We start from the raw sequence: 25,639 nt of genomic DNA on the forward strand, positions 1-25,639 counted from the left end.
CAGCGGCACGCTTGCCTCCACACCGTCGCGGCGCACAATCGCACTATCGGGGCGCAACGCGGCGAGTGCGCGGATGGCGTCCGCCGTCTGGCGCTTGGCGCGCGTTTCAAGCCACTTGCCAAGGCGCACCAGCGTGATGACCACGGCAGCGCTTTCGAAGTACAGGTGCGGCATATCGTCCGCGCCACGCCACATCAGCCACAAGGACAAGCCATAAGCCGCGGAGGTACCGAGCGCGACCAGCAGATCCATATTGCCCGCGCCCGCGCGCACCGCCTTGAAGCCAGCTTTGTAGAAACGCCAGCCAAACACGAACTGCACTGGCGTGGCCAGCAGCCACTGCACCCAGGCGGGCAGCATCCAGTGCACGCCGAACCATTCGGCCACCATGGGCGCCACCAGCGGCAGCGATAGCGCCGCCGAGATCGCCACCGGCCATGGCCCGGACCAGAAGCCTTCGCCAGGCGCCGCCCCGGCAGGCAATTCGCCGGTGACCAGCACCGCGCCGTAGCCAGCGCGCGCCACCGCCGCGGCCAGCGCATCGGCATCCGCGGCGCCGCGCAGCACGGTCACCTCGGCCTGCTCCGTCGCCAGGTTGACCTGCGCATCCACCACACCAGGCACGGCTTTCAGCGCACGCTCGACGCGGGCCACGCAGGAAGCGCACGTCATGTCGCTGATGGACAAGGTCATGGCCTGGTGCGGCACCTCATAGCCGGCGGCCCGCACGGCCTCGGCGGCGGCCGGCAGCACGGCGCCGCTATCGGCCTGCAGCGTGGCTTCTTCGGTGGCTAGATTGACGGCCACCTGGCGCACGCCAGGCACCTTGCCCAGCGCGGTCTCGACGCGCCGCACGCACGAGGCGCACGTCATGCCACCAATCGGCAGCCGCCATTCGGTGGCCGGCGCGCCTGCTGCGGCGCCGGGTACGGGAAGAAGTTGGGAGTTTGCGGGCATGGCGGAATTCGGTTCCACAGTGGCGATGACCACATCATGGACCTTACCATGTTGGGAAGGTCAAGCCCGAATGCAAGCAGCGCACCCATCACATGCGGGCTGCGAAAACGCTCGGAAAAGGCCTTGCGCTTCCCACCATGGGAAGGTGCAAACTTCAGGGGTAGACAGAAGTCCGGCCCGGCCAGCGCAGCGATAGGTACGCTTTTTGGACGGCGGACATTTCCCTTGATTCCGTACCTCCGGGTACCAACAGGAGATCCCTGATGATCCAGTTCCAGGTTGAAGGCATGTCGTGCGGCCATTGCGTGGGTGCCATCACCCGCGCCGTGCAAGCGCTCGATCCCGCCGCGAAGGTGTCGGCCGACATCCCCGCGCAGGCAGTCACGGTAGAAGCCGCCGCCAGTGGCCAAGCGCTGCGCGACGCCATCGAGGCCGCGGGCTATCCCGTCAAGGGCAGCACCCAGGCCGCGGGCTGAGCCGGCAGCCGCACAAAGCAAAACGGGCGCCAGCAATGGCGCCCGTTTTGTTGTCTGGCGAGTCGCTTAGAAGCGGTAGCCGACGTTCAGGTAGGTCACGACCGGATCGATCTTGATCTTGGTATGCGACACAACGGTAGCATTGCCCGCCGCACCGGCGTTCCGGGTGGTGAGCGTGGCCGTGCTGGACAACGGCAGGTAGGACACCGACAGGCCAACGAACCAGTTATCGGTAACGGCGTAGTTCGCGCCGACATTGAACACCGGATTCCAGGAGCTCTTGGCGCTCGCCGTCATCGTGGCGTTCGGGCCGAACTCGGAGTGCACGAAAGTCTGGTTGTTGATGGTCTCGTCGGTGAACCACGTGTAGTTCACCCCGAGGCCCACGTAGGGGCGGAACTTGGTCTTCGCTTCACCGAAGTAGTACTTGACCAGTACCGCGGGGCTCCACTGCTTCACATTGCCCAGCGTGCCGTACTTGGCAAACGTGCCCGCGCCCTCGACATCGTGCTTCGGGGGAATCCCGGCCACGAATTCGCCTGCGATATTGTCGGTAAAGAAGTGCGTGAACGCGATGCCGAGCGTGTCCGCGGACTTGATCTTGGCACTCGTGCCGGTTTCGGTCAGGTTGACCGGGAAGCCGCCGATGCTATCGACCACCAGCGGATCGGCCGAGTTCGTCGGCATCACGCGGAACCAGCCCAGGCTGACAATATTGCTGCCGGCGCTTTGCGCTTGCGCGGCACCGGCAATCAGCATGGCTACGCTGGCCAGCAGGATTTTCTTGGGGGACATGCCTCTTACTCCTTAATAACGCGCTACCTGAGGCAGGCATTATCCCGTCTGGCGTGACCCCTCTGTTTCAAACACTTAACACTTTTGTAGAAGCGCGCCCCTAAATCACGGGTTAACCAGTAAAAACGCAGGCGAACAACCGCAACTGACCGGGGAAACTGTATGCAATACGCGACGCTCGCCGGACAGAAAATCTACTCGGCGGTATAGGCCTACTGGCCGCAAGGGAATTCCGCCGTGCCGCTGCTTGCCAGCACGCATGCCGCCAGGTCCCACAGGGCGTAACCGACACTCTTGAAGACCAGCGGGCTGCCCCGGCTTGCGCGCAGCGTGTCCGCAGCGAGAATGGCCTGCTCGAACGGCTGCACAGTGGACCACATGATGCCTGCCTGCAGCAGGTCGCCCGCCTCCTCTTCGATGCCGAACAAGGTGTCGGCCAGCAGCCGGCCATGCGCCGAGGCCGCCCGGCATAGCGCCGGAGGCAGCTCGCACATCTCCGGGCGGAACGCGCCTACCGCGGCGACGAAATGATCGTCGCGCCACAAGCCGCTATCCAGGTCCGGCAGCACGGGCGCCAGGCTGGACGTCACCGTCACCACCATCGACACGCGTGGCAAGACGGCGCTCACGTCATCGACCGTCTGCGCCTCGACGCCAAGCGTGCGCGCATGCGCGGCCAGGGCTTCGGCCTTGGCCGCCGTGCGCGAATGCAGCCATACGCGGCGCGGCGAAAGCCCGGCGGCAAAGGCTTCGAGATGGGTTTGCGCCTGCACGCCGGCACCGATGATCAACAGCTCGCCAGCGGGATCCGGCGCGAAGCACTGCGCCGCCAGCAGCGACACGGCGGCAGTGCGCCGGCCAGTTACGGTGGGCCCGTCCAGCAGCGCCAGCCGGCGCCCGGTATGGGCGTCGGCCACCACCACCTCGCCGAGGATATTGGGCAGGCCGCGCTGCGGATTGCCGGGGTGCACGGTGATGTTCTTGGTCATCACCAGCTCCCGGTTGCGCGCCGGCATCACCAGCAGCGTGCCTTCGCCACCGGCGGGGTCGCCCACGGCCAAGGCAATGCGCGGCGGCGCCATGGCCGTGCCGGCGCGCAGTTCGGCCAGCATGCCGGCAATGGCGCGGGCCAGCGCGGGGTAGGGCAGTCGGGCCGCGGTCTGGGCGGCATCTAGCACGGCAAGGGACACGGCGGGTGGCTCCGGAGGCGGTTCGCGATGCTGGATTATCGGCGAACTTGCCGCCGGCGCCGCACGCTTTACAGCGTTCAGCGCGCCAGCAAGGACATCACCTGCGCCGGATAACGCGTACCCGCTACTGCGTCCGCCGGGAACACCGCATCGATGGCGGCCATGTCGGCTGCGTCCAGCACCACATCCAGCGCGCCCAGGTTGTCGTCCAGGTTGGCCACGCGCCGCGTGCCCGGAATCGGTACCAGCGTATCGCCGCGCGCCAGTACCCAGGCCAGCGCCAGTTGCGCCGGGCTGCAGCCCTTGTCTCGCGCCAGTGCGTTCACCTTGTCCACCAGCGCCAGGTTGCGCGCAAAGTTCTCGCCCATGAAACGCGGACTGTCGCGCCGGTAATCGTCCTGCGCGAAATCCGCCGGGCTGCGAATGGCGCCGGTCAGGAAGCCCCGGCCCAGCGGGCTGTACGGCACGAAGGCAATGCCGAGCCGCTGGCACGTGGCGAGAATGCTATCGTCGCCGCCCGATTCCACATCGCGCGTCCACAGCGAGTACTCGCTTTGCAGCGCGGTGATGGGATGCACCGCGTGCGCACGCTCGATGGTCCGTGCGCCGGCCTCAGACAGCCCCAGCCAACGCACCTTGCCTGCCTTCACAAGTTCCGCCATCGCGCCCACGGTTTCCTCGATGGGCACCTGCGGATCCACCCGGTGCTGGTAGTACAAGTCGATATGCTCCACCCCGAGCCGCCTGAGGCTGGCGTCGCAACTGGCTCGCACATACTCGGGCCGGCCATCCACGCCGCGCGCCACCGGGTTGGCGGCATCACGCACAATGCCGAACTTGGTCGCCAGCACCACGCTGTCGCGGTGCGGCGCGATGGCCCGCCCTACCAGGCTTTCGTTGGTGTACGGGCCATAAATATCGGCTGTATCGATAAAATTGACGCCGCGATCTAGCGCGTGATTGATAGTACGAATAGATTCAGCATCATCATGCGCGCCGTAGAACTCGCTCATGCCCATGCAGCCAAGGCCAAGCGGGAATACCTGCGGGCCATGCCGGCCCAGCTTGCGTAGTGCGGTCATGCGGACTCCTTTGGTTGCGGAACCTGGGCAGTATGGCCAAGGCCGGGGCACGGAAACAGCCGCCCGCGCTGCATGTGTCATGAAGCACAGCTTCACAATGAACCCGCCCTATTAAGCTGGGCACCGTGAAATTCAACCCTGGCTCTCCCGGCGGGACAGGAAATCGACCAGCACCCGCAGCTTCGGCAGCATGTGCCGGCTCGATGGCCACAACATCCAGAAGGTGCCTTGCACCACGTTGTACGTATCCAGCGCGGTCAACAGGCGCTTGTCGCGCAGGGCTTCCTCGGCAACGAAATCCGGCACGTAGCAAATGCCCAGGCCACCGGTTGCCGCGGCCAGCACCCCTTCGATGCTGTTCAAGGCAAAGGTGCCTGGCAATCGCACCGCCTCGCCCTCGGCGTCCGGCGTCAGCACCCAGTCCTGCAGCTTCCCGCTGGAGGGAAAACGATAGCGCAGGCAGACGTGCTGCTCCAGGTCCTTCGGCCGATGAGGCATGCCGCGCCGCGCCAAGTAGTCCGGCGAAGCGCACACGACGAAACGAAACGGCCGCAGGCGCCGCGCCATCAGCTGGGAATCCGTCAGCTCGCCGCTGCGGATCACCATGTCGAAGCCCTCCTCCACCACGTCCACCATGCGGTCGCTGAAATCCAGGTCGAACTCGATTTCCGGATAGGTGGCTGAGAACGCGGCCAGGTCGGCCAGCAACAAGCGATAGCCAATGGCCGGCACGCTGATGCGCAACCGGCCGCGCGGCACCTCCTTGAGCCGCGACATCCCGAGTTCGGCCTCGTCGATTTCCGCGAGGATACGACGGCAACGCTCGAAGAACAGCGCGCCCTCGTCCGTCAGCCGGATCTGCCGCGTGCTGCGGTGGAACAGGCGGATGCCAAGCCTGGCCTCGAGCCGCATCACGCTCTTGCCGATCGCCGATGGCGATACGCCGAGGAGCCGCCCCGCCGCGACAAAGCTGTGGGACTCCGCCGCGCGGACAAAGGCGTACAGGCCGCTAAGACTATCCATGCCAGCTCATTCGAGTCATTAGAGAATTTTTATCCGCTAAGAGCGGAAAGCAAGGTGCTTTAAGACACATTAAGGCCATCCTATCATCAGTCCACTTTCGCGGATGGGTGTCATCGCCCACCACGGCACAGCCCGCCGCCGCCTTCCAACATGGACTCCCGATGCCCGAACCCGCACCCGCACCCGCACCTGTACCTGTACCCGCCGCCGCACACGTCACGGCGCAAAAACTGATGATTCTTGCCGCGGTCTGCCTCGCCGCGCTGGCCATGCCCCTGAGCTTCACCGGCCCGGCGGTAGCCTTGCCAGCGATCGCCGCCGACCTTGGCGGCAGCCCGATCGCGCTGAGCTGGGTCACCAACGCCTTCATGCTGAGTTTCGGCAGTTGCCTGATGGCCGCCGGCGCACTTGCCGACCGCTTTGGGCGCAAGCGCGTCTTCCTCGCCGGCATTGCCGGCTTTGCGCTTAGCTCGATGGGCCTCGCGGCGGCGCCCGACATCGCCTGGCTCGACCTACTGCGCGCCGCGCAAGGCGTGGCTGGCGCGGCCGCGTTCTCCGGCGGCGTGGCAGCACTGGCACAAGAGTTCGAAGGACCATCAGCCACGCGCGCATTCAGCTTGCTGGGCACCACATTCGGCGTGGGACTCGCCTTCGGACCAGTGCTGGCCGGATTCCTTATCCAGCAATCCGGCTGGCGCCCGGTCTTCCTGAGCGCGGCTGCAATCGCCTGTTTTGCCCTGGTGCCGGGCATCCGCTGCATGCGCGAGTCGCGCGACCCCGCCGCCAGCGGGCTCGACTGGCCTGGGGCAGCCACGTTCACCGGCGCGCTGGCCCTGTTCACGTATGCCGTATTGCGTGCACCCGAGGGTGGCTGGTGCAGCTTGCCGGTGATCGCACTTCTAGCGAGCGCTGCGGTGCTGATGCTGGCGTTCGTCGTCATCGAGCAGCGCGTGCGCGCGCCCATGCTGGACCTGTCGCTGTTTCGCTACCCGCGCTTTGTCGGCGTGCAATTCCTGGCGGCCGCACCGTCCTATTCGTACGTGGTGCTGCAAGTGCTGCTGCCAATCCGCCTGATCGGCATCGAAGGCTACAGCGCGATGCAAGCGGGCCGCATGATGATTGCGCTTTCCGCACCGATGCTGGTAGTGCCGCTGGTGGCCGGCCACCTGACGCGCTGGTTCTCGGCGGGACTGATCTCCGGACTGGGCTTGCTGGTGTGCGCGGGCGGCTTGCTATGGCTGGCGCAGTGCGCCCCGGGCCAGCCAGCCGCCGGGCTGATGCTGCCCATGCTCGCCATTGGCCTTGGCATCAGCCTGCCCTGGGGTTTGATGGACGGGCTCGCCGTCAGCGTGGTGCCCAAGGAGCGCGCGGGCATGGCCACCGGCATTTTCAGCACCACGCGGGTCGCGGGCGAAGGCATTGCCCTGGCCATCGTCGGCGCCATGCTCGCGGGGCTTGCCGAGTCCAGGCTGCAAGCCATGGCTACGGTAGCGTCCCCCGCCGCGCTGGCGCAAGCCGCGCATCGGCTCGCCATGGGCGACCTGCCCCACGCCACGTCCTTGCTGCCGCACGCCAGCCGGCAGGCCCTGGTGCACGGCTACGGCGAGGCGTTCCAGCTGTTGCTGTACATCCTCGCGGCCATCACGGTCGCGTCGGCGGCCCTGGTGTTCGGCTTCCTGGGCCATTCGCGGTTGCCGCCTCTGCCAGGACCCGCGCAGCAGGCAGCCGGCTAGCTTGGCCGTGATCGCAGCGCCGCGCCCCGTGCTACCCTCGCCGCACCATGAAGCCTGACGTCTCCCTCGATCCCGACCTGCTACCCGCCATGGCCGCCTTCGTCCGCGTGGCACGCCTGGGCAGCTTCACCGCGGCCGCCGCCGCGCTGGCGGTGAGCCCATCTGCCATCTCGCAAACCATCCGCCAGCTTGAGCAGCGCCTGGGCGTACGCCTGCTGCAGCGGACCACGCGCCGGGTCGGTGTCCGAGCCGGCGCCGCGCTGCTGGCGCGCGTTGCGCCCGCGCTGGCCGAGGAACGGCGCCGCGGCCGACGACACGCGCCAGCAGCGCGAGCTTGCCCGCGGGCACGCTGCGCATCACCACCTCGTACTCGGCGGCAGCCACCGCGCTGCAACCGGTACTGGCGGAATTCATGCGGCTCTACCCGTCGATCTGCGTTGACGTGGCCGTCGACGACCGCTTTACCGATCTGATTGCGGAGGGTTTCGATGCGGGCCTGCGCCTGGGCGAAGCATTGCAGCGCGACATGGTGGCGATTCCCGTCACCGGTCCGATGCGCATGGTGGTGGCCGGCACGCCGGACTACCTCGCGCGCCGTGGCACGCCGAAGCTGCCGCGCGAGCTGCATGCGCATGCCTGCCTGCACTATCGATTCGGCCCGGCGGGCCAGGTCTATCGCTGGGAGTTCATGCACGCCGCGCGCCAGGTCACCGTCGATACCGGTGTCGCGCTGATCGCCAATGACAAGGCCATGCTGCACCAGGCAGCACTCGCCGGACTCGGGCTGCTCTATGAGTTCGAGACGCTGCTGCAAGCGCCGCTGGCCTCGGGCCAGCTGGTCACGGTGCTGGACGACTGGCTGCCGCCGTTCGATGGCTTCTACCTCTACTACCCGGGCCGCTTGCTGATGCCGCCCAAGCTGCGCGTGTTCGTCGACTTCCTCAAGGCGCGCGCACCGCTCGCGCCCACGCCGGCATAATCAGCGGCGCGGCGCCTTGGCTACCGCGCCACGCACTTCGATGCCGATGCGGTCGACCACCTTGCCGGCAGCATCGAGCAACTCCACCTCGTGCCGGCCCGGCCAGGGCAGCCAGGAGAGCTGGCCACCGCGCCCCAGCGGCTTGCCATCGATGCGCCAGCTCACGCGTTGCGCGGTCTGTCCGGCGACGCCTTCGGCATGGAACCACACGCGCTGCGCCGTGGGCGGAATATCCGGATCGAGTGCGAACACGGTGCCGTCGGCGGGGCTGGCGATGCCAGTCCCGCGCGCCGGTGTGGCACGGGCGCCGTCCGCGCTGGCCACGTTGACGACGCGCATTGCGGTACCGGCGAGGAAGACTTCATCGCGCGCGGGCTCCAGGTCGCCGGAAAAGCGCAGCGGCACGCGCTCGACGCCCGCAGGCATGGCCGGCGCCACGCTCGGCACCGAGCGGTGCAGCGCCTCCATGAGCCACACCGGCGCCGCGCCGGACACGCCCGAGACCTCGTGCATGCTGGCGCCGCTGGCATTGCCCACCCACACGCCAACCGTGTAGCGCTGCGACCAGCCCACGCACCAGTTGTCGCGCATGTCCTTCGACGTGCCCGTCTTGACCGCGCTCCAGAAGCGCGTGGTGAGCGGGCTATCCAGGCCAAACGTGCGCGCCCGCGCATGGCGGTCCGACAGCACGTCGGCCACCAGGTAGCTCGCCGCGGGCGACATCACCACGCGCGCGGTCACCGGCGGCGCATCAGCGCGCAGCCGCACGGGTGCGTATCGCCCGCCGTTGGCGAACGCGCGATAGGCATTGGTGAGCGAGACCAAAGGCACATCGGCGCTGCCCAGCGCGAGGCTGTAGCCGTAGTAATCGCCAGCCTGCGTCAGCGGCAAGCCGAGCGCGGTCAGCCGCTGGTGAAAGCGGAACGGCGTGACCATCACCAGCGTGCGCACCGCGGGCACGTTCAGCGACGAAGCCAGCGCGGCACGCATGCTGACCCAGCCCGCGTATTGCCGATCATAATTCTGCGGCACATAGAGGCCCCCGCCGCCGCCCGTGGGCAAGTTGACCGGCCGGTCGTCCAGCAGCGACGCCGTGGTCAGCCGCCGTGCCTCCAGCGCCTGCTCATACAAAAACGGCTTGAGCGTGGAACCCGCCTGGCGCGCCGCGGCCGCGTGGTCGACTTGCGCGGCCGCCGACAACGCGCCCGACGAACCCACATAGGCCAGCACGTCGCCACTGGCGTTGTCGATCACCACCACGGCGCCGTCTTCCACATTGCGCCCGGCGAGCTCGCGCAGATGACGATCCAGGCTTGCCGTGGCGACGCGCTGGAGACCCGCATCGAGCGTGGCCGTGATGGTGGCAGGCATGGGGCCGGCGGCACGCGCTTGCGACACCAGCAAGCGCGCAAGATGCGGGGCGAGGTTTGGCGCCAGGCTCGGCGCCGACGCATGGCCCACGGTGCTGGCATTGCCTGCGCCGCTGCTGCGCAGCAAAGCCAGTTGCGCAAAGCCGTCCAGCCCATCGCATGCCTTGGGCAACCGCTGCTCGCGCAGGACGGCGCAGGCGCGCAGCGCGACCTGCGGCGCACGCGCGTTGGGCGCGCGCACCAGCGCAACCGCCAGCGCCGCTTCGCGCGCATCGAGGCCGCTCGGATACTTGCCGAACAGCGCCTGCGACAGCGCGGACAGGCCCACCAGCTCGCCGCGAAACGGCACCAGGTTGAGATACGCTTCAAGGATCTGGTCCTTGCTCCAGTTGCGCTCCAGCGCGGTAGCGCGCACGGCCTGCGCCATTTTCTGGCTCACGCTGCGGCCGCTGTCGGCGCGCCGCAGGTCTTCATCGAGCAAGCCGGCGAGCTGCATGGTCAGGGTGGACGCACCGCGCGTGCGCGTGTTCCACAGGTTGGCCCACGCGGCGGCGGCAACGCCCTGCCAGTCCACGCCGCTATGCGCATAGAAGCGCCGGTCTTCCGACAGCACGATGGCGGTGCGCAGCGCGGGCGATATCTCCGCCAGCGTGACCCAGTCGCCGCGGCGCGCACGAAAATCGTCGCGCACGCGGGACAGGGTTTCGCCATGGCGGTCGAGCACCACCACGTCCGCGCTGCGCCAACCGGCGCGCACGCTGTCAAAGGACGGCAGCGCGTGCGCGGGCGCACTGGCCAGGCAGGCCACCACGGCCGCCGCGCGCAGGCCCGCGTTCATTTGTCCCGCCCGGCTACCACGCCGGCCACCAGCAGCACCTGCGCGGCCGCGTAGGTCCACCAGATGCCAAGCGCGAAGGTATCGAACGGTACGAGGAAGCGCGCGGTGCCAAGCAAGCCGTCGGACACGGCGAAGCACAGCGCGCCGATCGCCACCAGCGGCGTCGGCAGTTTCGCCAGCAACGCGGCGCAGGCCATCGCCGCGAGCGCGCCCACATAGACCGAGACCGGCAACGCCAGCGTGCCCAGGTTGGGCCAGAAGCGCACGAGCATCACGCCGGCCGCACCCAACACCACGCCGCAAGCGAGCAGGCGATGCGCGCGCCAGTCGCCCGCCATGGGCACGAACAGCCCAAGGTAGGCGAAGTGCGCGATCAGGAAAGCCCCGAGCCCGCCGATGAAGGAGAACGACAGCCACGGTATCGCCAGGAGGAAGTCCCCCACCGCGGAGCACAGCAGGGCCGCCATCAGCCAGCGCCGCTCGCGGCGCACGGGATGAAAGCGCGCTGCCCGTACCAGCAGCAGCGCCATCGCGGTCTTCCACACCGGCTGGAAGGCGATTTGCCCGTTCAACGGCGCGCCGGGCGGCGAGTCCATCGCGACGGTGACCAGCAAGCCGCCGTAAACCAAACCGGCCATCGTGCCGGCCAGCCACCACTCGCGCACCCGCGCGGGCATCATCATCGCAAGCCAGCTCAAGGGCGTGCTCCTACGGTCAGTCTGGCGTTGGGTTGCGCGCCGAATACATCCGGCGCGTACATCGCTTCCACCCGCGTCGGCGGCAAGGCGAACTCGCCAGCGTTGTTCAGGCGCACGGTGTATTCCACCGTGGCACTGCCGCGCGGCATGTAGGCGTAATACTCACGGAAGGCCTGCGGCGTGCGCTCGGTGAACGCGGGCCATGCGCCCTTGCGCCGCTCGCCGCGCGTGGCGATCTCCGAATCGCGCCCAAGCCCGCTGCCGAGGATGGTGGCGCCGGCAGGCACCGGGTCGCTCACCACCACCCAGGTCATGTCGGCCTGCGCATCGATCTCCAGCTTCACGCGATACGTGTCGCCGCGCGACCACTTGCCCGCCACCGCCTGCTCCACCGCCGTCACGCTGCGCGTAATGCGGTAACCCGCCGAGAGCGGTGCGGCGAGCGGCACCGCCGCAAGCGCGCGCACCGTGGCCCAGGGCTTGCCGGCGCCTTGCTGCACGGCCTGCAGCGTGGCGGACTCGCCCGCGCGTGGCCACGGCAGGCTGATGCTGCCGCTTGCCACGCCAACCTTCCCGGCGCGCGCCCAGTCAAAGCCGCGCGATGCATCGGGCCACCCCTCGAGTGCCACGCGCGTGGCGCCCGACACCGGCGTCTTCTCGAAGGCTTGCGCGAAGCGCGTGATCGCCAGCGAGCCCCAGGCGTTGGCCGTGGTGGTGCCCCAGGCGCCGCGCATCTGGCGCCCGAGCAACCCGGTAGCGAGTTGCGCGCTTTCGTCCTTCCAGCCGGGCAGCTCGAGCGACAGTGCCAGCAGCCGCGCGGCGTTGAGATCGCCCCCGCTCATCAGCCACCACCAGTTGTCGTCGCGCTCGGTGGAGAACGCCAGCCGCGTGCCCTGCACCGTCAGCCGCGAGCGCAGGATCTGCTGCGCTTGCGCGAGGCGCTCTTCACGCTGGGGGATATCCTGCACGCGCGACAGCACGGCGATCCAGTCGAGCAGCGCCGAGGTAGGCCACTGCGCCGGCAGGATCTGGATCGAGCCAAGCATGCGCGCCTGCGCGTGCCCGCTGCGCGAGAGCGCTTCGAGCGCGGCCAGCTTGCGCACCTCCAGGTCTTGCGTCGGTGCCCAGCGCTCGCGCTTGATGCGGCCTTCGATGAATGCGGTCAAGCCGCTTTCCATGCGGGTCCGCGTTTCGTCCGGCAGGCGCAGCGGCAGGCCCGCGCGCACGGCTTCGTCGGACACGGCCAACAGGTAGGCGGTCAGCACTTCGCTGCCGGCATTGCCGTCGTTCTGCAGCGGGAAATACGAGGCCAGCCCATCGTTGTCGAGATAGCCGGGCAGCTGCGTGGTCAACGCGTTCCACTGCGCCGCATCGCCCAGCCCGATCGCGCGCGACGCACGCTGTTCCAGGCACGAGAACGGATAGTTGCGGAACCACTCGCGCACGCCCGGCATGCCGCCCGCCAGCGAGGCTTGCAGGTGCACCTGCAGGCCACCGCGAGGCTGCCCCGCCGCGTCCGCGAGCGCGCCCTGCGGGGCGCGCACCGGCACCGACAGGTTTGGCGCCAATTGCGCCAGCGTGGCTTGCTGCACGGTGAGCGGCACCGCCGGCACCAGTTGCTGCGAAAGCTTGATGCGATCGCTGGCGCCGCCTGGCTTGCCGGCCTCGGTGGCCTCCACCTCCCACTGCACCGTGCCGTCCTGGGCCGCCGAGCCCGCCGGCAACAGCGGCGCGGCCGCGTCCCAGCCGATCTCGCGCGATTCGCCCGCGGGGATCTCCACCGTCTGCGCGGCCAGCGCCTGCGGCTGCACGGGCTGTCCCGGCGGGCTCACGCGCGCCACGGCCTGCACCGCCATCGCGCGCTGCGTGGTATTGCGCAGCGTAAACATGGCGCGATAGCGGTCTTCCTCGCGCACCAGCGGCGGCAGTCCCGAGATCAGTTGCAGATCCTGCGTGGCAGCAATGGTGGCGCTGCCGTTGCCGAAGCGGCCCACGCCCAGGTCGGCCACGGCCACGATGCGGAATCGCGTGAGCGAATCGTTGAGCGGCACCGTCAGCGTGGCGCGTCCTTCGCCGTCGAGCTGCACGCGCGGATTCCACAGCAACAAGGTATCGAACAGCTCGCGCGTCGGGCTCTTGCCGCCGCCACCGCCCGCCGGCACGGCCTTGCGGCCGTAGTGGCGCCGGCCGATGATTTCCATCTGCGCGGTGGCGGTCTGCACGCCATAGCTGCGCCGGCGCAGCATGGCGTCGAGCAGATCCCAGCTCGTGTTAGGCATCAGCTCCAGCAGCGCTTCATCCACCGCCGCGAGCGCAACTTCGCCGTTGGCGGCAGGCTTGCCGTCCGGCAGCTTCACCTGCACGGCTACCTGCGCCTTGCCGCGCACGGGATAGCTCGTCTTGTCGGGCGCCACCTTCACATCGAGCCTGTAGCCCTCGTTGCCCACGCGGATCTCCGCCAGCCCGAGGCGGAATGCCGGCTTGGACAGGTCCACCAGCGCGCTCGGCGCGGCGTACTCGCGCCCCTCGCTGCGGAACGCCTGCCACCACTCGGTCGGCTGGCGCCAGCCCCAGGTGAAGAATGAGTACCAGGGAACCTCGCGCAAGCGCCCGCGCAACGCCAGCACCGACACATAGACATTGGGGCCCCACTCCGGCCTGACCTTGACCCGCACCGTGGGGTCGCGCCCGTTGAGCTCCACCACGCTGGTCTCCAGCACGCCCTCGCGCTCCACCGCCACCAGCGCGGTGGCATGGCGGAACGGCATGCGCACCTGGAACACCGCGGTCTCGCCCGGCGCGTAGGCCTTCTTCTCGGGCAGCAGGTCGATGCGGTCGTTGTTCTCGCCGCCGAACCACAGCTCGCCCTGGCGCGTCACCCAGACCGAGGTGGCGGCCTGCGATACGCGCCCCGCGTTATCCCTGGCCTGCGCGACCAGCTCCACCTGGCCGGCCTCGGGCAGCGACACATCGCACTGCATGCGGCCTTGCGCATCGGTACGGCCCTCGCACACGATGCCGAGATCCTTGTTCTCATTGCGATTGTCGTAGCGATAGAAACCGCCCACCACGCGCTTGCGCACCGAGGTGGTGATACGCACCTGCGCGCGCAGCGAGATCGGCACGTTGGCCTGCGGCCGCCCCTGCGGATCGAGCGCCACGGCATGCACGGGGAGCTTCTGCTTGACCGATACCCAGCTTTCCGTGCGGATGCCCGCCACCACGCCCGCGGGCCACATCGGCACGGTCTGGCGCAGCGTCTGGATCTCGCCATTGGGGTCGGCAAAGCCCGACTCCACCACCAGGTCCTTGGGTGCCTCGAGCTTCGGCATGTTCTTGAGGGTCAGCGTGCCGCCGCCGTTCTTGTCGAGCTTGAGCGGCAGCTTGTCGGCCACCAGCTTCTGCGCTTCGTCGCGCTGCGCATTGCCATCCTCGCCCTCGTCCTCATCGCCGCTGCTGTCCTTTTGCGGCTTGCGCGGCGCGCGGCGCGGCGAAGGCATAGCTGTCGTAGTCGGCAAAGCGCACGTACTTGTCGCGCAGCAGCGCTGACACCTGCACCGGCAAGCCCGCCGCGCCGCCACCCGACACGTAGTGCACTTCCAGGTTGAGCGGCACCTCGGGCGGCGCCACCAGCGCCCCGCCGCCGCCGGCCTTGAGCGTGCCCGTCAGCACCGGCAGGCGGAAGGCCTCGACGCGGAAGCTGCCGCTGTCCAGCACGCGGTCCTTCGCATCGCTGAGCGACACCGTGTAGACGCCCAGCTTGGCCGCAGCGGGAATCGCGAACGTGCTTTCGGCGCTGCGCCCGCCGGTAGCGGTGGTGCGCCATTGCAGCGGCTGCTCGTAGGTCTGGCCGCTGCCTTCGTGGCGGATCACCAGCTTTTCCGGCAAGGGATCGCCCGCGCCCGGCAATGCGAACCCGGTTGCCGTCTCGGTACGGATCACGTGCTTCATCGACACGGTCTCGCCGGCGCGCAGCAAGGTACGGTCGAAGATGGTATGGACGCGCACGTCCGGCACCGCGCTGGTGTCGGTCGGCACATTGAAGCGCCAGCTCTCGATGCCCTGGTTCCAGTCGGACATCACGAAGGCCATGTCGGCCTGGCCGCGTGCCTGCGGATGGCCAGCGGCGATGCGCGCCGAGACGAAATAGCCGGACAGCCCGGTGTCGTCGCAGCTGCGCTCGCGCACGTCGTCCAGGCCGTTGATGCTCGCCAGCCCGGCGGCATCGGTACGGCCCGAGGCCAGCAGCTTGCCGCTGCAATCGCGCAGCGCCACCGCGGCATTGGCCACCGGCTTGCCGTCATCGAGCGTGGTGACCCACGCCAGCGCGCTCATCTTGCCGGGGCCGCGTGCGAGCTTGAAATGCACGCCGAGGTTGGTCACCAGCGCGGCGGTGCGCACGTACATGGGTGCCGGCTTGCCGAGCAAAGCCGCGCCCAGCATCGGGGATGCGATCTCCACCACATGAAAGCCGGCTTCAGGCAGGGGAATGCCAACCACCTCGAACGGGCGCGGCGCCTTGCCGCCCGGCTCAACCAGTTGCGGTATGGCGAGCTTGCGCGCGCCGGCCACGCCATCGAGCAGCGAGATGGAACGGGTCTCGATGGCAGGCGCATTGCGCGGGTTGTTGACCGCGGACGGGGAACGGCCCGCGAGAATCGCGTCGAGCTCGCCGCGCGTCCAGCTGCCTTCGTGCAGGCGGCGGACCAGCCCGTACCAGCGCAGCACGGCACCGTCGTCGTCCACCTTCAAGCGGCGTACCGTGCCGGCTTGCGCGCGCACGCCTTGCGCTTGCAGGTCGGCCTCGACGTTGCGCAGCGTCACCGGCAGCAGCGCCGGATAGTCGGCCGGCGCCTTGCCCTTGGGCAGTTCGCCAAAGCGCTCGAGCACGCCGAACGGCGCGGCCGGGAATTTCGCCAGCGGCGGCATGGCGGCGGTGCTGACCTTGAGCGGGAACAACTCGGCATTGGACAGCACGCGGCCGCTGTCGTCCTTCAGGCCGGCGGGTACCGCCAGCGTGAACTCGGTCTTCTCGGCAAAAGGCGGCTTGAAGCTGACGCTGCTGACCGGGGCGTCGCGCGTGGCGTCCGGCTCGAACTGCGGGGCGCGCGGGCCCTTCGGCGTATTGAGCAGGATATGTTCGGCGTCCTTGCGCGAAATCGGCGCGGAGAACGACAGCGAGAGGGGCCGCAGCGGCGTGCAGGGTGACTGGGCCCGCTCGCGCTCGCAGGTAAAGCTGGCGGTGAAAGGCTCGCGCACGGTGTAGTCGAAACGCCGCTCGTCGCGCGTGGCCAGGCCCGAGGGCGTGGCCACGCCGCTGCCCAGCACCAGTTGCATGCGGGCGCCGGACGGCAGGCGCTGCTGGCAGGCCAGCAGGTGCACGGTGTCCGCCTCGTCGGCTTTCAGCTTCCAGTGCAGCGCACCCAGCACGGCCTCGCGCTCCTTGCCGGCAACGAGGCGCACAGGGATGCGCTCACCCAGGCCCTGCGCCTGGCACCAGGCCGCGCTACGCACCGACTCGGCGGTGGCCGGCCCGTTAAAGCGCAGCGCAAAGACCTGGTCCTCTTCGATCTCGCCGCCGCCGGGGCGCGCGGAGACCACGGTGGGGCCACCGGTCTCGAAACGGTACTCCGGCTTGCCCGCGTAGGCCTTGCCAGCCTCGCTCTTGAGGCCGGCCACCATGCGCACCGAGCATCTGACCCCGGGCGGCAGGTCGCGCGCGAAATCGAATGCCCAGTTCTTCGCGTCGATCCAGCGTGCCTGTCCGGCGATCGTGCTGCCGTTGCACGACACGGTTGCGGGCGGGCTCGCCTGCAGGTCGCCCAGCGGCACCATCGCTTCATCGAAGCGGATCGCCACTTGCCGCACACGAGCGACCTCGCCCTCCGGCGACAAGCGCACGATCTGCGCCGCCTGGCCCGCGCCCGGCATCGTCGCCAGCACGGCCTGCAAGCAGGCCGCGGCAGCCCACCAGTACCCACGTCTCTCACGCTTGTCCATCCGCGCGACGATCTGCGTCATCCTGCCCCCTCCCGATTACGGCACCCGGCGAGGGTGACATGCGCCGATGGCAAGCGCAAGTCCGCGCCCGCGGCGAGAGGCCCGCCGGCTAGCGCAAATGCGACAGTGGCAACGGCCCATCGCGCTTGAGCGCGGTCAGCACGATGTTGGAGCGCACGCTTTCCACGCCCGGCACGCGCATCAGCTTCTTCATGGTGAATTCGGCAAGCGTGGGCAGGTCGGGCACCATGATGCGCAGCAGGTAATCGGCCTCGCCCGCGACCGAATAGCACTCCTGCACTTCCTCCAGCAGCAGGATGTCCTCGCGAAAGCGCTCGACAATGGTGTCGCCGTGGTGGGCCAGCTTGACGCTGGTGAACACCAGCACGCCGAGCCCGAGCGACGGCGGCGACAGCACCACGCGGTAGCCCGTGATCACGCCGTCGGCCTCCAGCCGCGCGAGCCGCCGGCCGATCTGGCTGGGTGAAAGATGGATGCGCTCGGCGAGCTGCTGGTGGGTGGAGCGGCCGTCGGTCTGCAAGGCCGCCAGCAGCGCGAGGTCGAATGGGTCGAGGTTGATCATCATGGTCATGTCGCTTCGATCGCGTTGGTCGAGTCAGAATCGCTTCTTGTTGTGCACTAAGCCTGCCGGATGCATGCTACCCCGCCGCCGCCTTGCGGGGTACCGATTGTCGCCGGCAAAGCACCTGCGCATATTTTCCGCAGACAATACCAAATTTTTGCGTGATTGATGCATCGCCTGACGAAACCAAGCCGTTTTTGCGGGCCATTTACGTCATCTCCTAGCTAAACTGTGCGGTAAATCTGCAGGAGATAAAACACCATGGACGCAATGGCTACCGCCACCCAGGCTGGCGACGCCCAGGCCGCCTTTGCCGGCACCCTGACCGACAAGCTCAAGGAACAATTCGACGCCGGCCTGCTGTCCGGCCAGGAATTGCGCCCCGATTTCACCATCGCGCAGCCGCTGGACCGCTACACGGACACCGACCACGCGGTGTGGGCCAAGCTCTATGACCGCCAGGCCTCGATGCTGCGCGGCCGCGTCTGCGACGAATTCCTGCAAGGCCTGTCCACGCTGGGCATGGGGCGCGACCGCGTCCCCAGCTTCGAGCAGCTCAATGAAACCCTGATGCGCGCCACCGGGTGGCAAGTGGTGGCGGTGCCCGGCCTGGTGCCGGATGCCGTGTTCTTCGAGCACCTGGCCAACCGCCGCTTTCCCGCCAGCTGGTGGATGCGCAAGCCCGAGCAACTCGATTACCTGCAGGAGCCCGACTGCTTCCACGATGTGTTTGGCCATGTGCCGCTGCTGATCAACCCGGTCTTTGCCAACTACATGGAAGCCTATGGCAAGGGCGGGCTCAAGGCCGCCTCGCTGGGTGCGCTCGACATGCTGGCGCGCCTGTACTGGTACACGGTGGAATTCGGCCTGATCCGCACGCCGGAAGGCCTGCGCATCTACGGCGCGGGCATCCTCTCGAGCCAGGGCGAATCGATCTACAGCCTGGACTCGGCCAGCCCCAACCGCATCGGCTTCGATGTGCGCCGCATCATGCGCACGCGCTACCGCATCGACACCTTCCAGAAGACATACTTCGTGATCGACAGCTTCGACCAGCTGTTCGACGCTACCCGCCCCGACTTTGCGCCGCTCTATGACGAACTGCGCGCGCAGCCCACGCTCGGCGCGGGCGACGTGGGGCAATCCGACCTGGTGCTCCAGCGCGGCTCGCGCGAAGGCTGGGCCGACAGCGACGACGTCTGACCCCGGCCCGGGAGAGCCGCCTGGCCCCAAGCTGCCGGCTCCCCGTGCGCAAGCTTTGTGAAACAATGACGGCATGCCCGCTCCGCCCCCCCGCCTCGATGCCTATCGCAACGGCGGGAAGGCCGGGCAGGCGGGCCGGCATTCCCCTTCTGCCACCTCCTTTTCGACCATCGAGCCCAACATGTCCCCTGCGCCTCTCGTGCCCCTGACGATTGAAGAACGTGCACCGCTGCTGGCCGGCCTGCCCGGCTGGCGCACCGTCGATGATCGCGATGCGATCCACAAGCGCTTTACCTTTGCCGATTTCAACGCCGCCTTCGCCTTCATGACGCGCGTGGCGCTGGCCGCGGAAAAGGCCGATCACCATCCGGAGTGGTTCAACGTCTACAACCGGGTCGACGTCACCCTGTCCACCCATGACGCCAACGGCCTGACCCGGCGCGACACCGACCTGGCCGCCTTCATGGAGCGCGCGGCGGCTTCGCTGGCGAAAGCCTGAGCGCGCATGCGGCAGGCCAGGAGACTCTGGAGAGTCTGGAGACTGTAGGCAAACCGAAAGCTCGCTGGCGGTCGTGCGCTGTACAATCGGTGGCTGACCGTTTGTAACTTTCGTTACTCTCCCGATCCCTTTCCAGCCTCCCAGCCTGCCACCATGCGTATCCTTCTGATCGAGGACGACCGTCAGATCGCCAGTGGCGTCGAAGCCGGCCTGTCCCAAGCCGGCCATCAGGTACGCGTGGTGCACGACGGCGTCTACGCTACCGAGCACCTGCTGCGCGAGCAGCACGACCTGGTGATCCTCGACCTGGGCCTGCCCGGCATCGATGGCATGACGCTGCTGGCGCGCTACCGTGCCCGCAACCGCACCACGCCGGTCATCATCCTGACCGCGCGCGACGAGCTTGAAGACAAGCTATCCGGCCTGAACGCCGGCGCCGACGACTACCTGGTCAAGCCCTTCGCCCTGCCCGAGCTGGAAGCGCGCGTGCGCGTCTTGCTGCGCCGCAGCCAGCATGGCGAGGCCGCGCCTGAGCGCGACGTGCGCCTTGGCCGGCTGCGCCTGTCTGGCAACGACCGCCGCATGTTCATCGACGGCAAGCCGCTGGAGCTCTCGCCGCGTGAGTTCGCCGTGCTGGAACTGCTGCTGCAGCGCCAGGGCCGCGTGGTCAGCAAGGCACAGTTGCAGGACCACCTCGCCACTTTTGCGCATCCCGCCGGCGAGGGCGGCGACACGGTCGGCGACACCGCCATCGAAGTCTACGTGCACCGCGTACGCAAAAAACTCGAAGAATGCGACGTGGAGATCGTGACCGTGCGCGGCTTCGGCTACCTCCTGCAGATCCGCGCCGGCGCCTGACGCCCCGCCCCGAGCCCTACGCCATGTGGCTGCGTCCACGCCCTCCCCAGCCTCCGCAAGCCCTGACCGGCGCGGCCAGCGGTGCCGCAAGCGCCGCCTCAGGCAAGGCTGCGGCGAAATCCGAGAAGGCAGCGGCACAACCCGCGCGTACCAACTCCACGCAAAGCCTGCGCGTGCACTTGCTGCGCGCGCTCGCCACGCCGCTTTTTGCGCTGGTGCTGACCAGCGGCTCGCTCTCCTACTGGCTGGCGGCACACTACACCACGCAGGTATTCGACCGCGCCCTGTACGGCGTGGCCAACAATATCGCGCAGCAGATCCGCATTGCCGGCCCGCGGCTGGAGCAAGACATCCCGATGATCGCGCAGACGCTGGTCGAGGCCGAAGGTACCGACCGCATCTACTGGCGCATCCACGGCCCGGACGGGCTGATCGGCGGCATGGACACCTGGCTGGGCTACGGCACCGGGCAAACCTCGCTGCACGATGCACGGCTGTTCTACGCCTGGTTCAGCGGGCGCCAGGTGCGCGCCGTGCGGCTGCCGGTCAACCTGCCCAGCCCGGCCTCGGATGAGCTGGCCACCAGCGAGGCCGGACGCGCCCCGCGCGGGCCGATCGTGGTGGAAGTGGCCGAGTTGCTCGACCGGCGCGAGACCGCCGCCAACGAGATCCTGCTGTCGGTCTCGGTGCCGCTGATCCTGCTGCTGGTAGTGGGCAGCCTGATCCTCTCGCACGTGCTCAAGGAAGAGCTGGTGCCACTGCAGATCCTCACCGACAAGCTCAATCGCCAGACCGCGCGCTCGCTGGCGCCGCTCGACGAAACCCAGGTACCGGCCGAGGTCGAGCCGCTGATCCGCGCGCTCAACGCGCTGCTGGCCAGGCTGCGCGACGCGCTCGACGCGCAGCGCAAGTTCATCGCCGACGCCGCGCACCAACTGCGCACGCCGCTCACCGCCGTCAAGCTGCATGCCGACCGCGCGGTGCTGTCGAGTGATCCCGCAGTGACGGACCACGCGCTGCGCGAACTGCAAGCGGCGGCGGACCGTGCGGTGCGCCTGTCCAACCAGCTACTGTCGCTGGCCCGCGCGGAGCCGGGGCTATCGCTGGAACGGCTGGGCCCGATCGAGCATTTCGACCTGGCCACGCTGGCCTTCGAGACCGGCGCCGAGTGGGTGCCGCAAGCGCTGGCGCGCCAGATCGACCTGGGCTTCGAGACCTTGCCCGGCCCCACCTTTACCGGCGCGGCACCATCGACCGTGCGCGGCAACCGGTTGCTGATGCGCGAAGCGCTCAGCAACCTGATCGACAATGCAGTGAAATATGTGCCGCCCGGCGGACGCATCACCGTGCGCGCCGGCGGCGAAGCGCTGGGCCATCGCGGCATGGCCGTGGTGATGGTGGAAGACAACGGGCCCGGCATTGCGCTTGCGCGCCGCGAGGAGGTCTTCAAGCGCTTCTTCCGCGGCGACCATACGCCAGGGCCTAACGCGCCGGCGCAACCGCCCGGCGGCGCCGGCCTGGGGCTGGCCATCGTGCATGAGATCATCGGGCTGCATCATGGCACCATCCGCATCGAGGATGTGCCCGCCTCCGGGAACGAGGCCGAGGCGCGCGGCATGCGCTTCGTGATCCGCATCCCGTGCGAGGCCGCCGGGACCGTCTGAGACGGGAGCAGCCGGGGTACGGCTCGTCCTTCGCTTTTCGAGACGCCTTTCGAGATACCTTAACGGGCCTTCTTTTCCTTCGGCGCCAGCATCGTGCCGCGGCACTTCGGGCTGCCGCAGCGGCACTCGAATTCCTTCTTGAGCTTCTTGGTGTAGCGCGCGTCGATCACCAGCCCATAGTCGTAAAACAGTTCCTCGCCGCTGGCAATGTCGCGCAGGGCGTGGATGAACACGCGCCCCTTCTTCTCGCGCGCCTCGCAATTGGGCTCGCAGGCGTGGTTGATCCAGCGCGCGCGGTTGCCGCCGAACTTGGCGTCGATCACGTCGCCGTCTTCCAGGCTGAAGTAGAAGGTGTGGTTGGGATCGGCCGGATCGTGCGGATGGCGCTTGAGCGCTTCCTTCCACGAAATGTGCTCGCCCTTGTATTCGATGATGCGTTCGCCCTCGCCGATCGGCGCGTTCGCATAGACGCCCTTGCCATGCACGCCCGAGCGGCGCACTTCGACGCGGTCGGACGCGGTCTTGCGCTTGCCTTCCTTGGGGGGCTTCGGGGTCTTGACGTTCCCGGCTTCGTTCTCGTCAGTCCCGTCCTGCTTCAATGCCTCTTGCTTTACCTGTTCCGCCATGTGCCGTCCCGTATTGTTCCGCTTGCCTGCCACCCCGCGTGGCCGCGCGCCGTCCGGGCGCGATGGCGATGATACCTGCCCAGTTTGGCTGCGGCATCCCCCTTGCCGGCAAATAGGCGTATACGGGCGGCCCGGCTGAGTCCGTATACGTCAGGCAGGTATACGCACCGCGGATCAGCGGCGCGCCTCGCCTTGGTAAACAGGCTTAAGAGGCCCTTCAACGACTGCGTATACGGCCACAAACAGCCTCAGACCGCTCGATCCCCCTGTGGATAACCCGGCAAAAATCTGGGGATAAAGGCAAGCAATTCATGTGGGTGGCCTGGGGTTGGCATGGGGATGCATCAGGCATAAGTCGGAGGCTTGCACCTGCCCCCCTCCGCCAAAAGGCTGAGTCATCCACGTCAGCCAACATCCGGTCCCACCACTTCTGCTTGCTGCAACCCCTTGATTTAAAAAACGTTAACCGGCTTATCCACAGAAAAGGCGGGCGTTTACCTACTACTACTATCTGTATACATTAAAGAAAGAAGTAAACAGAAAGGACTGCGTCCTGCTATCGGTGAGCAAAACCAACCAGGCCAAAAACAAATGGCTGGAAAGCCGCTTCAGGGAAGGCTTCTTTTTTGAGCAATGGAAATTCGCCGGCCGTGCCACGGTTTACCACCGCGAGCCGGATGGATTTCAGGAGGGGGATCGACGTATACGCTGGGCCGAAGGGCCCGCCCTGCACCGTATACGCCCCCCGAAAATCGGGATCGGGACCGACCGTAAACGTCGGGCGGTTAACGCTGCCAGCCGCACACCAAGGGGCATGCATGACGCGAATACGCTGGAATTCGCCCCGTGTTTGCCAATCGAGTGTCATGCACAATAGTTCATGTGGCAGTCCCGCGGCCCTTCAGCCCGCGCTGCTGCGCTGCAACGGGTACGTAGTCCCCCGGCCTTGACCCGGCCGAAAGAAACGCCCACAGCGCCTGTCAGCCGTCTTTGGCGGGCAGGGATGGCATCGCGCAACGGTCCATTGCCGCAACGGCTTTCCCAGGGCTCAGGCATTTGAGGGTTTGCGCCCTCCCCGCGTCAGGCTCAGCTCAACCACGATACTGGCCCTGAGAGGGGTCAGAAGGCCCCTGGAGCCGTTTTTCCGGCCTGGATGTCCTGTGGGACACCTGCGGACGTTCATTCGCCTGAGGCCCATCCTGACGCCCTCAAAGGCTCCCCGGGCACCCCGGAATCCCCACAAAGCCCCAGCCAGCGCGGCCTGGCGCGGGATGCGCTGTAACAATCTGTTCCCAGTCGGCGTGGCCCGACACGGTATGATGTGGCCCGCGGCGCCTTTGCCGACGCCGGTGCGCAGTGCGCCGGCCCAGCCAGGCGTCCTTGTTTTATCAACTCGACACGGAGTGAAGCATGACGAAAACCGAACTGATCGACGCCATCGCGGCCGGCGTGGACGGCCTGACCAAGGCCAAGGCAGAACAAGCGCTGAACGTGACGCTTGGCGCCATCATGGAAGCCGTGGCCAAGGGCGACACCCTGAGCCTGATCGGCTTTGGCACCTTCAGCCAGGGCGAGCGCGGCGAACGCATGGCGCGCAACCCGCGCACCGGCGAAGAAATCAAGGTCGAAGCCGCCAAGACCGTCAAGTTCAAGGCTGGCCAGAAGTTCAAGGACGCAGTGAACCAGTGAGTTCCGCGGGCGGTCTCGTGCCAGCCCCGTTGGATCAACCCCGCCGTGCCGCCACCGGTTGCCTGATGGCATGGGTGAGCGCCAGGCGGGGCGCGTTATCCACAGTGTTTGACCCGCGGTTATCCTGCCGCTTCGCGGTATACGCCGCCCCCCTCCGCCAGCCCGGTAAGATGGTGCCCTATCGGCGCCTTCCCTTAGTCAGTACAAGGGTCTAGGGCGTCCTGCCAAGTAGGACTCTCATGCACCTTCCTTCGCCGCGCGGCAGATTTCCACAGCTTTATTCACAGCGTTTCCCACAAAATTTTCCACAGGCACGGCTGCTCGGCCTGAGCATGCTGATGACGCTTGCGCTCCTCTTGGGTTGCACCACGCCTGCCCCGCCCGCCCGGCCTCAGGCCACCCCCTTGCCTGATACGGAACGACCGGTGACAACGCCCGGCGCCACGCAACGTCAGCGCATCGTCGAGATCGCGTGGCAGGAATGGCAGCGCTGGGGAGGCCAGACTGTGCGCCTGGGCCGCGACGACACCGCGTGCGTAGCGGACAGCCCGCTGCCGGCGCCGGTATTGCCCGGCATGGCTGCGGGGACCGATGCGGACGCTGCCGATGCCGCGGACCGCTCCGCCGACCGCGAGGAAGATGAAAGCAACGAGGCGGCCTGCCTGCACTTTCCCGATGGCACCGGCATGGAGGCCACGCCCCAAGGCTGCAAGCTCGCCCAGCGCTATTGGGCGATCGTCGGCAAGGCCGTCACGTGCGGCCAGGTCACCCAGGGCAACTGGGCCTGGTCCGCCGTGTTTATTTCCTGGGTGATGCGCAAGGCTGGCCTGGACGAGCGCCAGTTCCTGACCGGCGATTCACATTCGATGTACGTGGTGGATGCGCGCGACGCAATCCTGCCCGCGCCGGCGTTCCGCATCGAGCCGTTGCCCGCCATGCCCCGCCCGGGCGATGTGATCTGCGCCACCCGCGGGCGCGACAAATACCTGGGCAGTGTCGCCGAGATCGGCTTTGGCACCACGCCCATGCATTGCGACATCGTGGTCGAGGTTGACCCGGCGGCACGCCTGGTCAAGGCCATCGGCGGCAATGTTCAGCAAGCGGTGTCGATGGAGCTGATCGAGCTCGGTGACTCCGGCATGATCGACAGCATCACCAACTCGCACATGCCGTGGCTGCTGATCATGCGCAACACGCTGCCTTGAGCCTGAGGCGTTGCTGATTGCCTTGCCGTCATGCCGGCGCACGCGGGTAGCCCCGGCTTGACCAGTCCTGAAAAATAATTAACATGGTAATTAATCGGGCGGCATCCTGGCCCGACCCCACCTGAACCGCATTCCGAGAGCGCGCGCACCGACGCCGCAAGCGACGCGAGA

General features: G+C 67.7%; 20 protein-coding genes and 2 pseudogenes. 10 read left to right on the plus strand and 12 right to left on the minus strand.

Annotated features, from left to right (window positions below; genetic code table 11):
* A partial coding sequence (locus OR16_RS29240; RefSeq protein ID WP_006162219.1) for a heavy metal translocating P-type ATPase occupies positions 1–957 on the minus strand: 957 nt, incomplete at its 3' end.
* A 263-nt stretch (positions 958–1,220) separates the two neighbouring features.
* Between OR16_RS29240 and OR16_RS29245 the strand changes: the two genes are divergently transcribed.
* Positions 1,221–1,433, plus strand: coding sequence for a heavy-metal-associated domain-containing protein (locus tag OR16_RS29245; protein WP_006162220.1), 213 nt, complete (start codon positions 1,221–1,223; stop codon positions 1,431–1,433).
* A 66-nt stretch (positions 1,434–1,499) separates the two neighbouring features.
* Here OR16_RS29245 and OR16_RS29250 read toward each other — a convergent pair whose 3' ends face one another.
* The 4 genes from OR16_RS29250 to OR16_RS29265 all read right to left on the minus strand — a co-directional run bounded on the left by OR16_RS29250 (position 1,500) and on the right by OR16_RS29265 (position 5,523).
* Positions 1,500–2,228, minus strand: coding sequence for an OmpW/AlkL family protein (locus OR16_RS29250; RefSeq protein WP_006162221.1), 729 nt, complete (start codon positions 2,226–2,228; stop codon positions 1,500–1,502).
* 212 nt (positions 2,229–2,440) lie between these two features.
* Positions 2,441–3,418: a delta(1)-pyrroline-2-carboxylate reductase family protein gene (locus OR16_RS29255; protein WP_006162222.1), complete on the minus strand. Its 978-nt coding sequence runs from the start codon at positions 3,416–3,418 to the stop codon at positions 2,441–2,443.
* A 77-nt stretch (positions 3,419–3,495) separates the two neighbouring features.
* Positions 3,496–4,500 carry an aldo/keto reductase gene (locus tag OR16_RS29260; RefSeq protein WP_006162223.1) on the minus strand — a complete coding sequence of 335 codons (1,005 nt, stop codon included), beginning with the start codon at positions 4,498–4,500 and terminating at the stop codon, positions 3,496–3,498.
* A gap of 132 nt (positions 4,501–4,632) precedes the next feature.
* Complete coding sequence (locus tag OR16_RS29265) at positions 4,633–5,523, minus strand: LysR family transcriptional regulator (RefSeq protein ID WP_006162225.1); 891 nt, start codon at positions 5,521–5,523, stop codon at positions 4,633–4,635.
* A 233-nt stretch (positions 5,524–5,756) separates the two neighbouring features.
* Between OR16_RS29265 and OR16_RS29270 the strand changes: the two genes are divergently transcribed.
* From OR16_RS29270 to OR16_RS44970, 3 genes and pseudogenes are all read left to right on the plus strand, one after another.
* Complete coding sequence (locus OR16_RS29270; RefSeq protein ID WP_006162226.1) at positions 5,757–7,256, plus strand: MFS transporter; 1,500 nt, start codon at positions 5,757–5,759, stop codon at positions 7,254–7,256.
* 89 nt (positions 7,257–7,345) lie between these two features.
* Positions 7,346–7,435 (plus strand): annotated as a pseudogene (locus OR16_RS48495) (LysR family transcriptional regulator); the annotation flags it as partial.
* Positions 7,436–7,590: 155 nt separating this feature from the next.
* A complete protein-coding gene (locus tag OR16_RS44970) occupies positions 7,591–8,235 on the plus strand; it encodes a LysR substrate-binding domain-containing protein (protein WP_006162232.1) in 645 nt (214 codons plus the stop codon).
* Here OR16_RS44970 and pbpC read toward each other — a convergent pair whose 3' ends face one another.
* The 5 genes and pseudogenes from pbpC to OR16_RS47460 form a co-directional block, all read right to left on the minus strand.
* Complete coding sequence (gene pbpC, locus OR16_RS29280; protein WP_006162235.1) at positions 8,236–10,443, minus strand: penicillin-binding protein 1C; 2,208 nt, start codon at positions 10,441–10,443, stop codon at positions 8,236–8,238. It abuts the gene before it with no gap.
* On the minus strand, positions 10,440–11,141 hold the full coding sequence (locus OR16_RS29285; RefSeq protein WP_006162237.1) for a lysoplasmalogenase: 702 nt from the start codon (positions 11,139–11,141) through the stop codon (positions 10,440–10,442). The genes pbpC and OR16_RS29285 overlap by 4 nt, the downstream gene beginning before the upstream one ends.
* Positions 11,138–17,162 (minus strand): annotated as a pseudogene (locus tag OR16_RS48500) (MG2 domain-containing protein). Before OR16_RS48500 ends, OR16_RS29285 begins: the two are co-directional and overlap by 4 nt.
* Positions 17,163–17,250: 88 nt before the next feature.
* Positions 17,251–17,724, minus strand: coding sequence for an Lrp/AsnC family transcriptional regulator (locus OR16_RS29295; RefSeq protein ID WP_006162239.1), 474 nt, complete (start codon positions 17,722–17,724; stop codon positions 17,251–17,253).
* A gap of 76 nt (positions 17,725–17,800) precedes the next feature.
* Entirely contained in the window at positions 17,801–17,932 is a 132-nt protein-coding gene (locus OR16_RS47460) for a hypothetical protein (protein WP_272942882.1), read from the minus strand.
* A gap of 62 nt (positions 17,933–17,994) precedes the next feature.
* Here OR16_RS47460 and phhA point away from each other — a divergent pair, with 62 nt between their 5' ends.
* The 4 genes from phhA to OR16_RS29315 all read left to right on the plus strand — a co-directional run bounded on the left by phhA (position 17,995) and on the right by OR16_RS29315 (position 21,948).
* On the plus strand, positions 17,995–18,927 hold the full coding sequence (phhA, locus tag OR16_RS29300) for a phenylalanine 4-monooxygenase (RefSeq protein WP_006162240.1): 933 nt from the start codon (positions 17,995–17,997) through the stop codon (positions 18,925–18,927).
* 181 nt (positions 18,928–19,108) lie between these two features.
* Positions 19,109–19,426, plus strand: a complete 318-nt coding sequence (locus tag OR16_RS29305) for a 4a-hydroxytetrahydrobiopterin dehydratase (protein ID WP_043421653.1) — start codon at positions 19,109–19,111, stop codon at positions 19,424–19,426.
* Positions 19,427–19,579: 153 nt separating this feature from the next.
* A complete protein-coding gene (locus tag OR16_RS29310; RefSeq protein WP_006162244.1) occupies positions 19,580–20,284 on the plus strand; it encodes a response regulator transcription factor in 705 nt (234 codons plus the stop codon).
* Between the two features lie 23 nt (positions 20,285–20,307).
* On the plus strand, positions 20,308–21,948 hold the full coding sequence (locus OR16_RS29315) for a sensor histidine kinase (RefSeq protein WP_006162246.1): 1,641 nt from the start codon (positions 20,308–20,310) through the stop codon (positions 21,946–21,948).
* Between the two features lie 59 nt (positions 21,949–22,007).
* On the opposite strand, the gene OR16_RS29320 is transcribed toward OR16_RS29315, so the two are convergent.
* Both OR16_RS29320 and OR16_RS43750 read right to left on the minus strand, forming a co-directional pair.
* Positions 22,008–22,574, minus strand: a complete 567-nt coding sequence (locus tag OR16_RS29320; protein ID WP_006162248.1) for an SET domain-containing protein — start codon at positions 22,572–22,574, stop codon at positions 22,008–22,010.
* A gap of 556 nt (positions 22,575–23,130) precedes the next feature.
* Positions 23,131–23,442 (minus strand): hypothetical protein, encoded by a 312-nt coding sequence (locus tag OR16_RS43750; protein WP_141639938.1) that lies wholly within the window; start codon positions 23,440–23,442, stop codon positions 23,131–23,133.
* A gap of 542 nt (positions 23,443–23,984) precedes the next feature.
* On the opposite strand from OR16_RS43750, the gene OR16_RS29330 reads away from it, so the two are divergent.
* Complete coding sequence (locus tag OR16_RS29330; protein ID WP_006162250.1) at positions 23,985–24,263, plus strand: HU family DNA-binding protein; 279 nt, start codon at positions 23,985–23,987, stop codon at positions 24,261–24,263.
* Positions 24,264–24,502: 239 nt separating this feature from the next.
* Positions 24,503–25,468: a DUF2272 domain-containing protein gene (locus OR16_RS29335; RefSeq protein WP_043421632.1), complete on the plus strand. Its 966-nt coding sequence runs from the start codon at positions 24,503–24,505 to the stop codon at positions 25,466–25,468.
* Positions 25,469–25,639: the final 171 nt, after the last annotated feature.

This window comes from Cupriavidus basilensis OR16 (assembly GCF_000243095.1).
Lineage (GTDB): Bacteria > Pseudomonadota > Gammaproteobacteria > Burkholderiales > Burkholderiaceae > Cupriavidus > Cupriavidus basilensis_D.

Bases quoted from the DNA above. Each gene is read 5' to 3' on its own strand.
- OR16_RS29245 (WP_006162220.1), top strand. From the start codon at position 1,221: ATGATCCAGTTCCAGGTTGAAGGCATGTCGTGCGGCCATTGCGTGGGT.
- OR16_RS29250 (WP_006162221.1), bottom strand. From the start codon at position 2,228: ATGTCCCCCAAGAAAATCCTGCTGGCCAGCGTAGCCATGCTGATTGCC.
- OR16_RS29260 (WP_006162223.1), bottom strand. From the start codon at position 4,500: ATGACCGCACTACGCAAGCTGGGCCGGCATGGCCCGCAGGTATTCCCG.
- OR16_RS29265 (WP_006162225.1), bottom strand. From the start codon at position 5,523: ATGGATAGTCTTAGCGGCCTGTACGCCTTTGTCCGCGCGGCGGAGTCC.
- OR16_RS29270 (WP_006162226.1), top strand. From the start codon at position 5,757: ATGATTCTTGCCGCGGTCTGCCTCGCCGCGCTGGCCATGCCCCTGAGC.
- pbpC (WP_006162235.1), bottom strand. From the start codon at position 10,443: ATGAACGCGGGCCTGCGCGCGGCGGCCGTGGTGGCCTGCCTGGCCAGT.
- OR16_RS29295 (WP_006162239.1), bottom strand. From the start codon at position 17,724: ATGATCAACCTCGACCCATTCGACCTCGCGCTGCTGGCGGCCTTGCAG.
- OR16_RS47460 (WP_272942882.1), bottom strand. From the start codon at position 17,932: ATGGCCCGCAAAAACGGCTTGGTTTCGTCAGGCGATGCATCAATCACG.
- phhA (WP_006162240.1), top strand. From the start codon at position 17,995: ATGGCTACCGCCACCCAGGCTGGCGACGCCCAGGCCGCCTTTGCCGGC.
- OR16_RS29305 (WP_043421653.1), top strand. From the start codon at position 19,109: ATGTCCCCTGCGCCTCTCGTGCCCCTGACGATTGAAGAACGTGCACCG.
- OR16_RS29310 (WP_006162244.1), top strand. From the start codon at position 19,580: ATGCGTATCCTTCTGATCGAGGACGACCGTCAGATCGCCAGTGGCGTC.
- OR16_RS29315 (WP_006162246.1), top strand. From the start codon at position 20,308: ATGTGGCTGCGTCCACGCCCTCCCCAGCCTCCGCAAGCCCTGACCGGC.
- OR16_RS29320 (WP_006162248.1), bottom strand. From the start codon at position 22,574: ATGGCGGAACAGGTAAAGCAAGAGGCATTGAAGCAGGACGGGACTGAC.
- OR16_RS43750 (WP_141639938.1), bottom strand. From the start codon at position 23,442: ATGACACTCGATTGGCAAACACGGGGCGAATTCCAGCGTATTCGCGTC.
- OR16_RS29330 (WP_006162250.1), top strand. From the start codon at position 23,985: ATGACGAAAACCGAACTGATCGACGCCATCGCGGCCGGCGTGGACGGC.
- OR16_RS29335 (WP_043421632.1), top strand. From the start codon at position 24,503: ATGCACCTTCCTTCGCCGCGCGGCAGATTTCCACAGCTTTATTCACAG.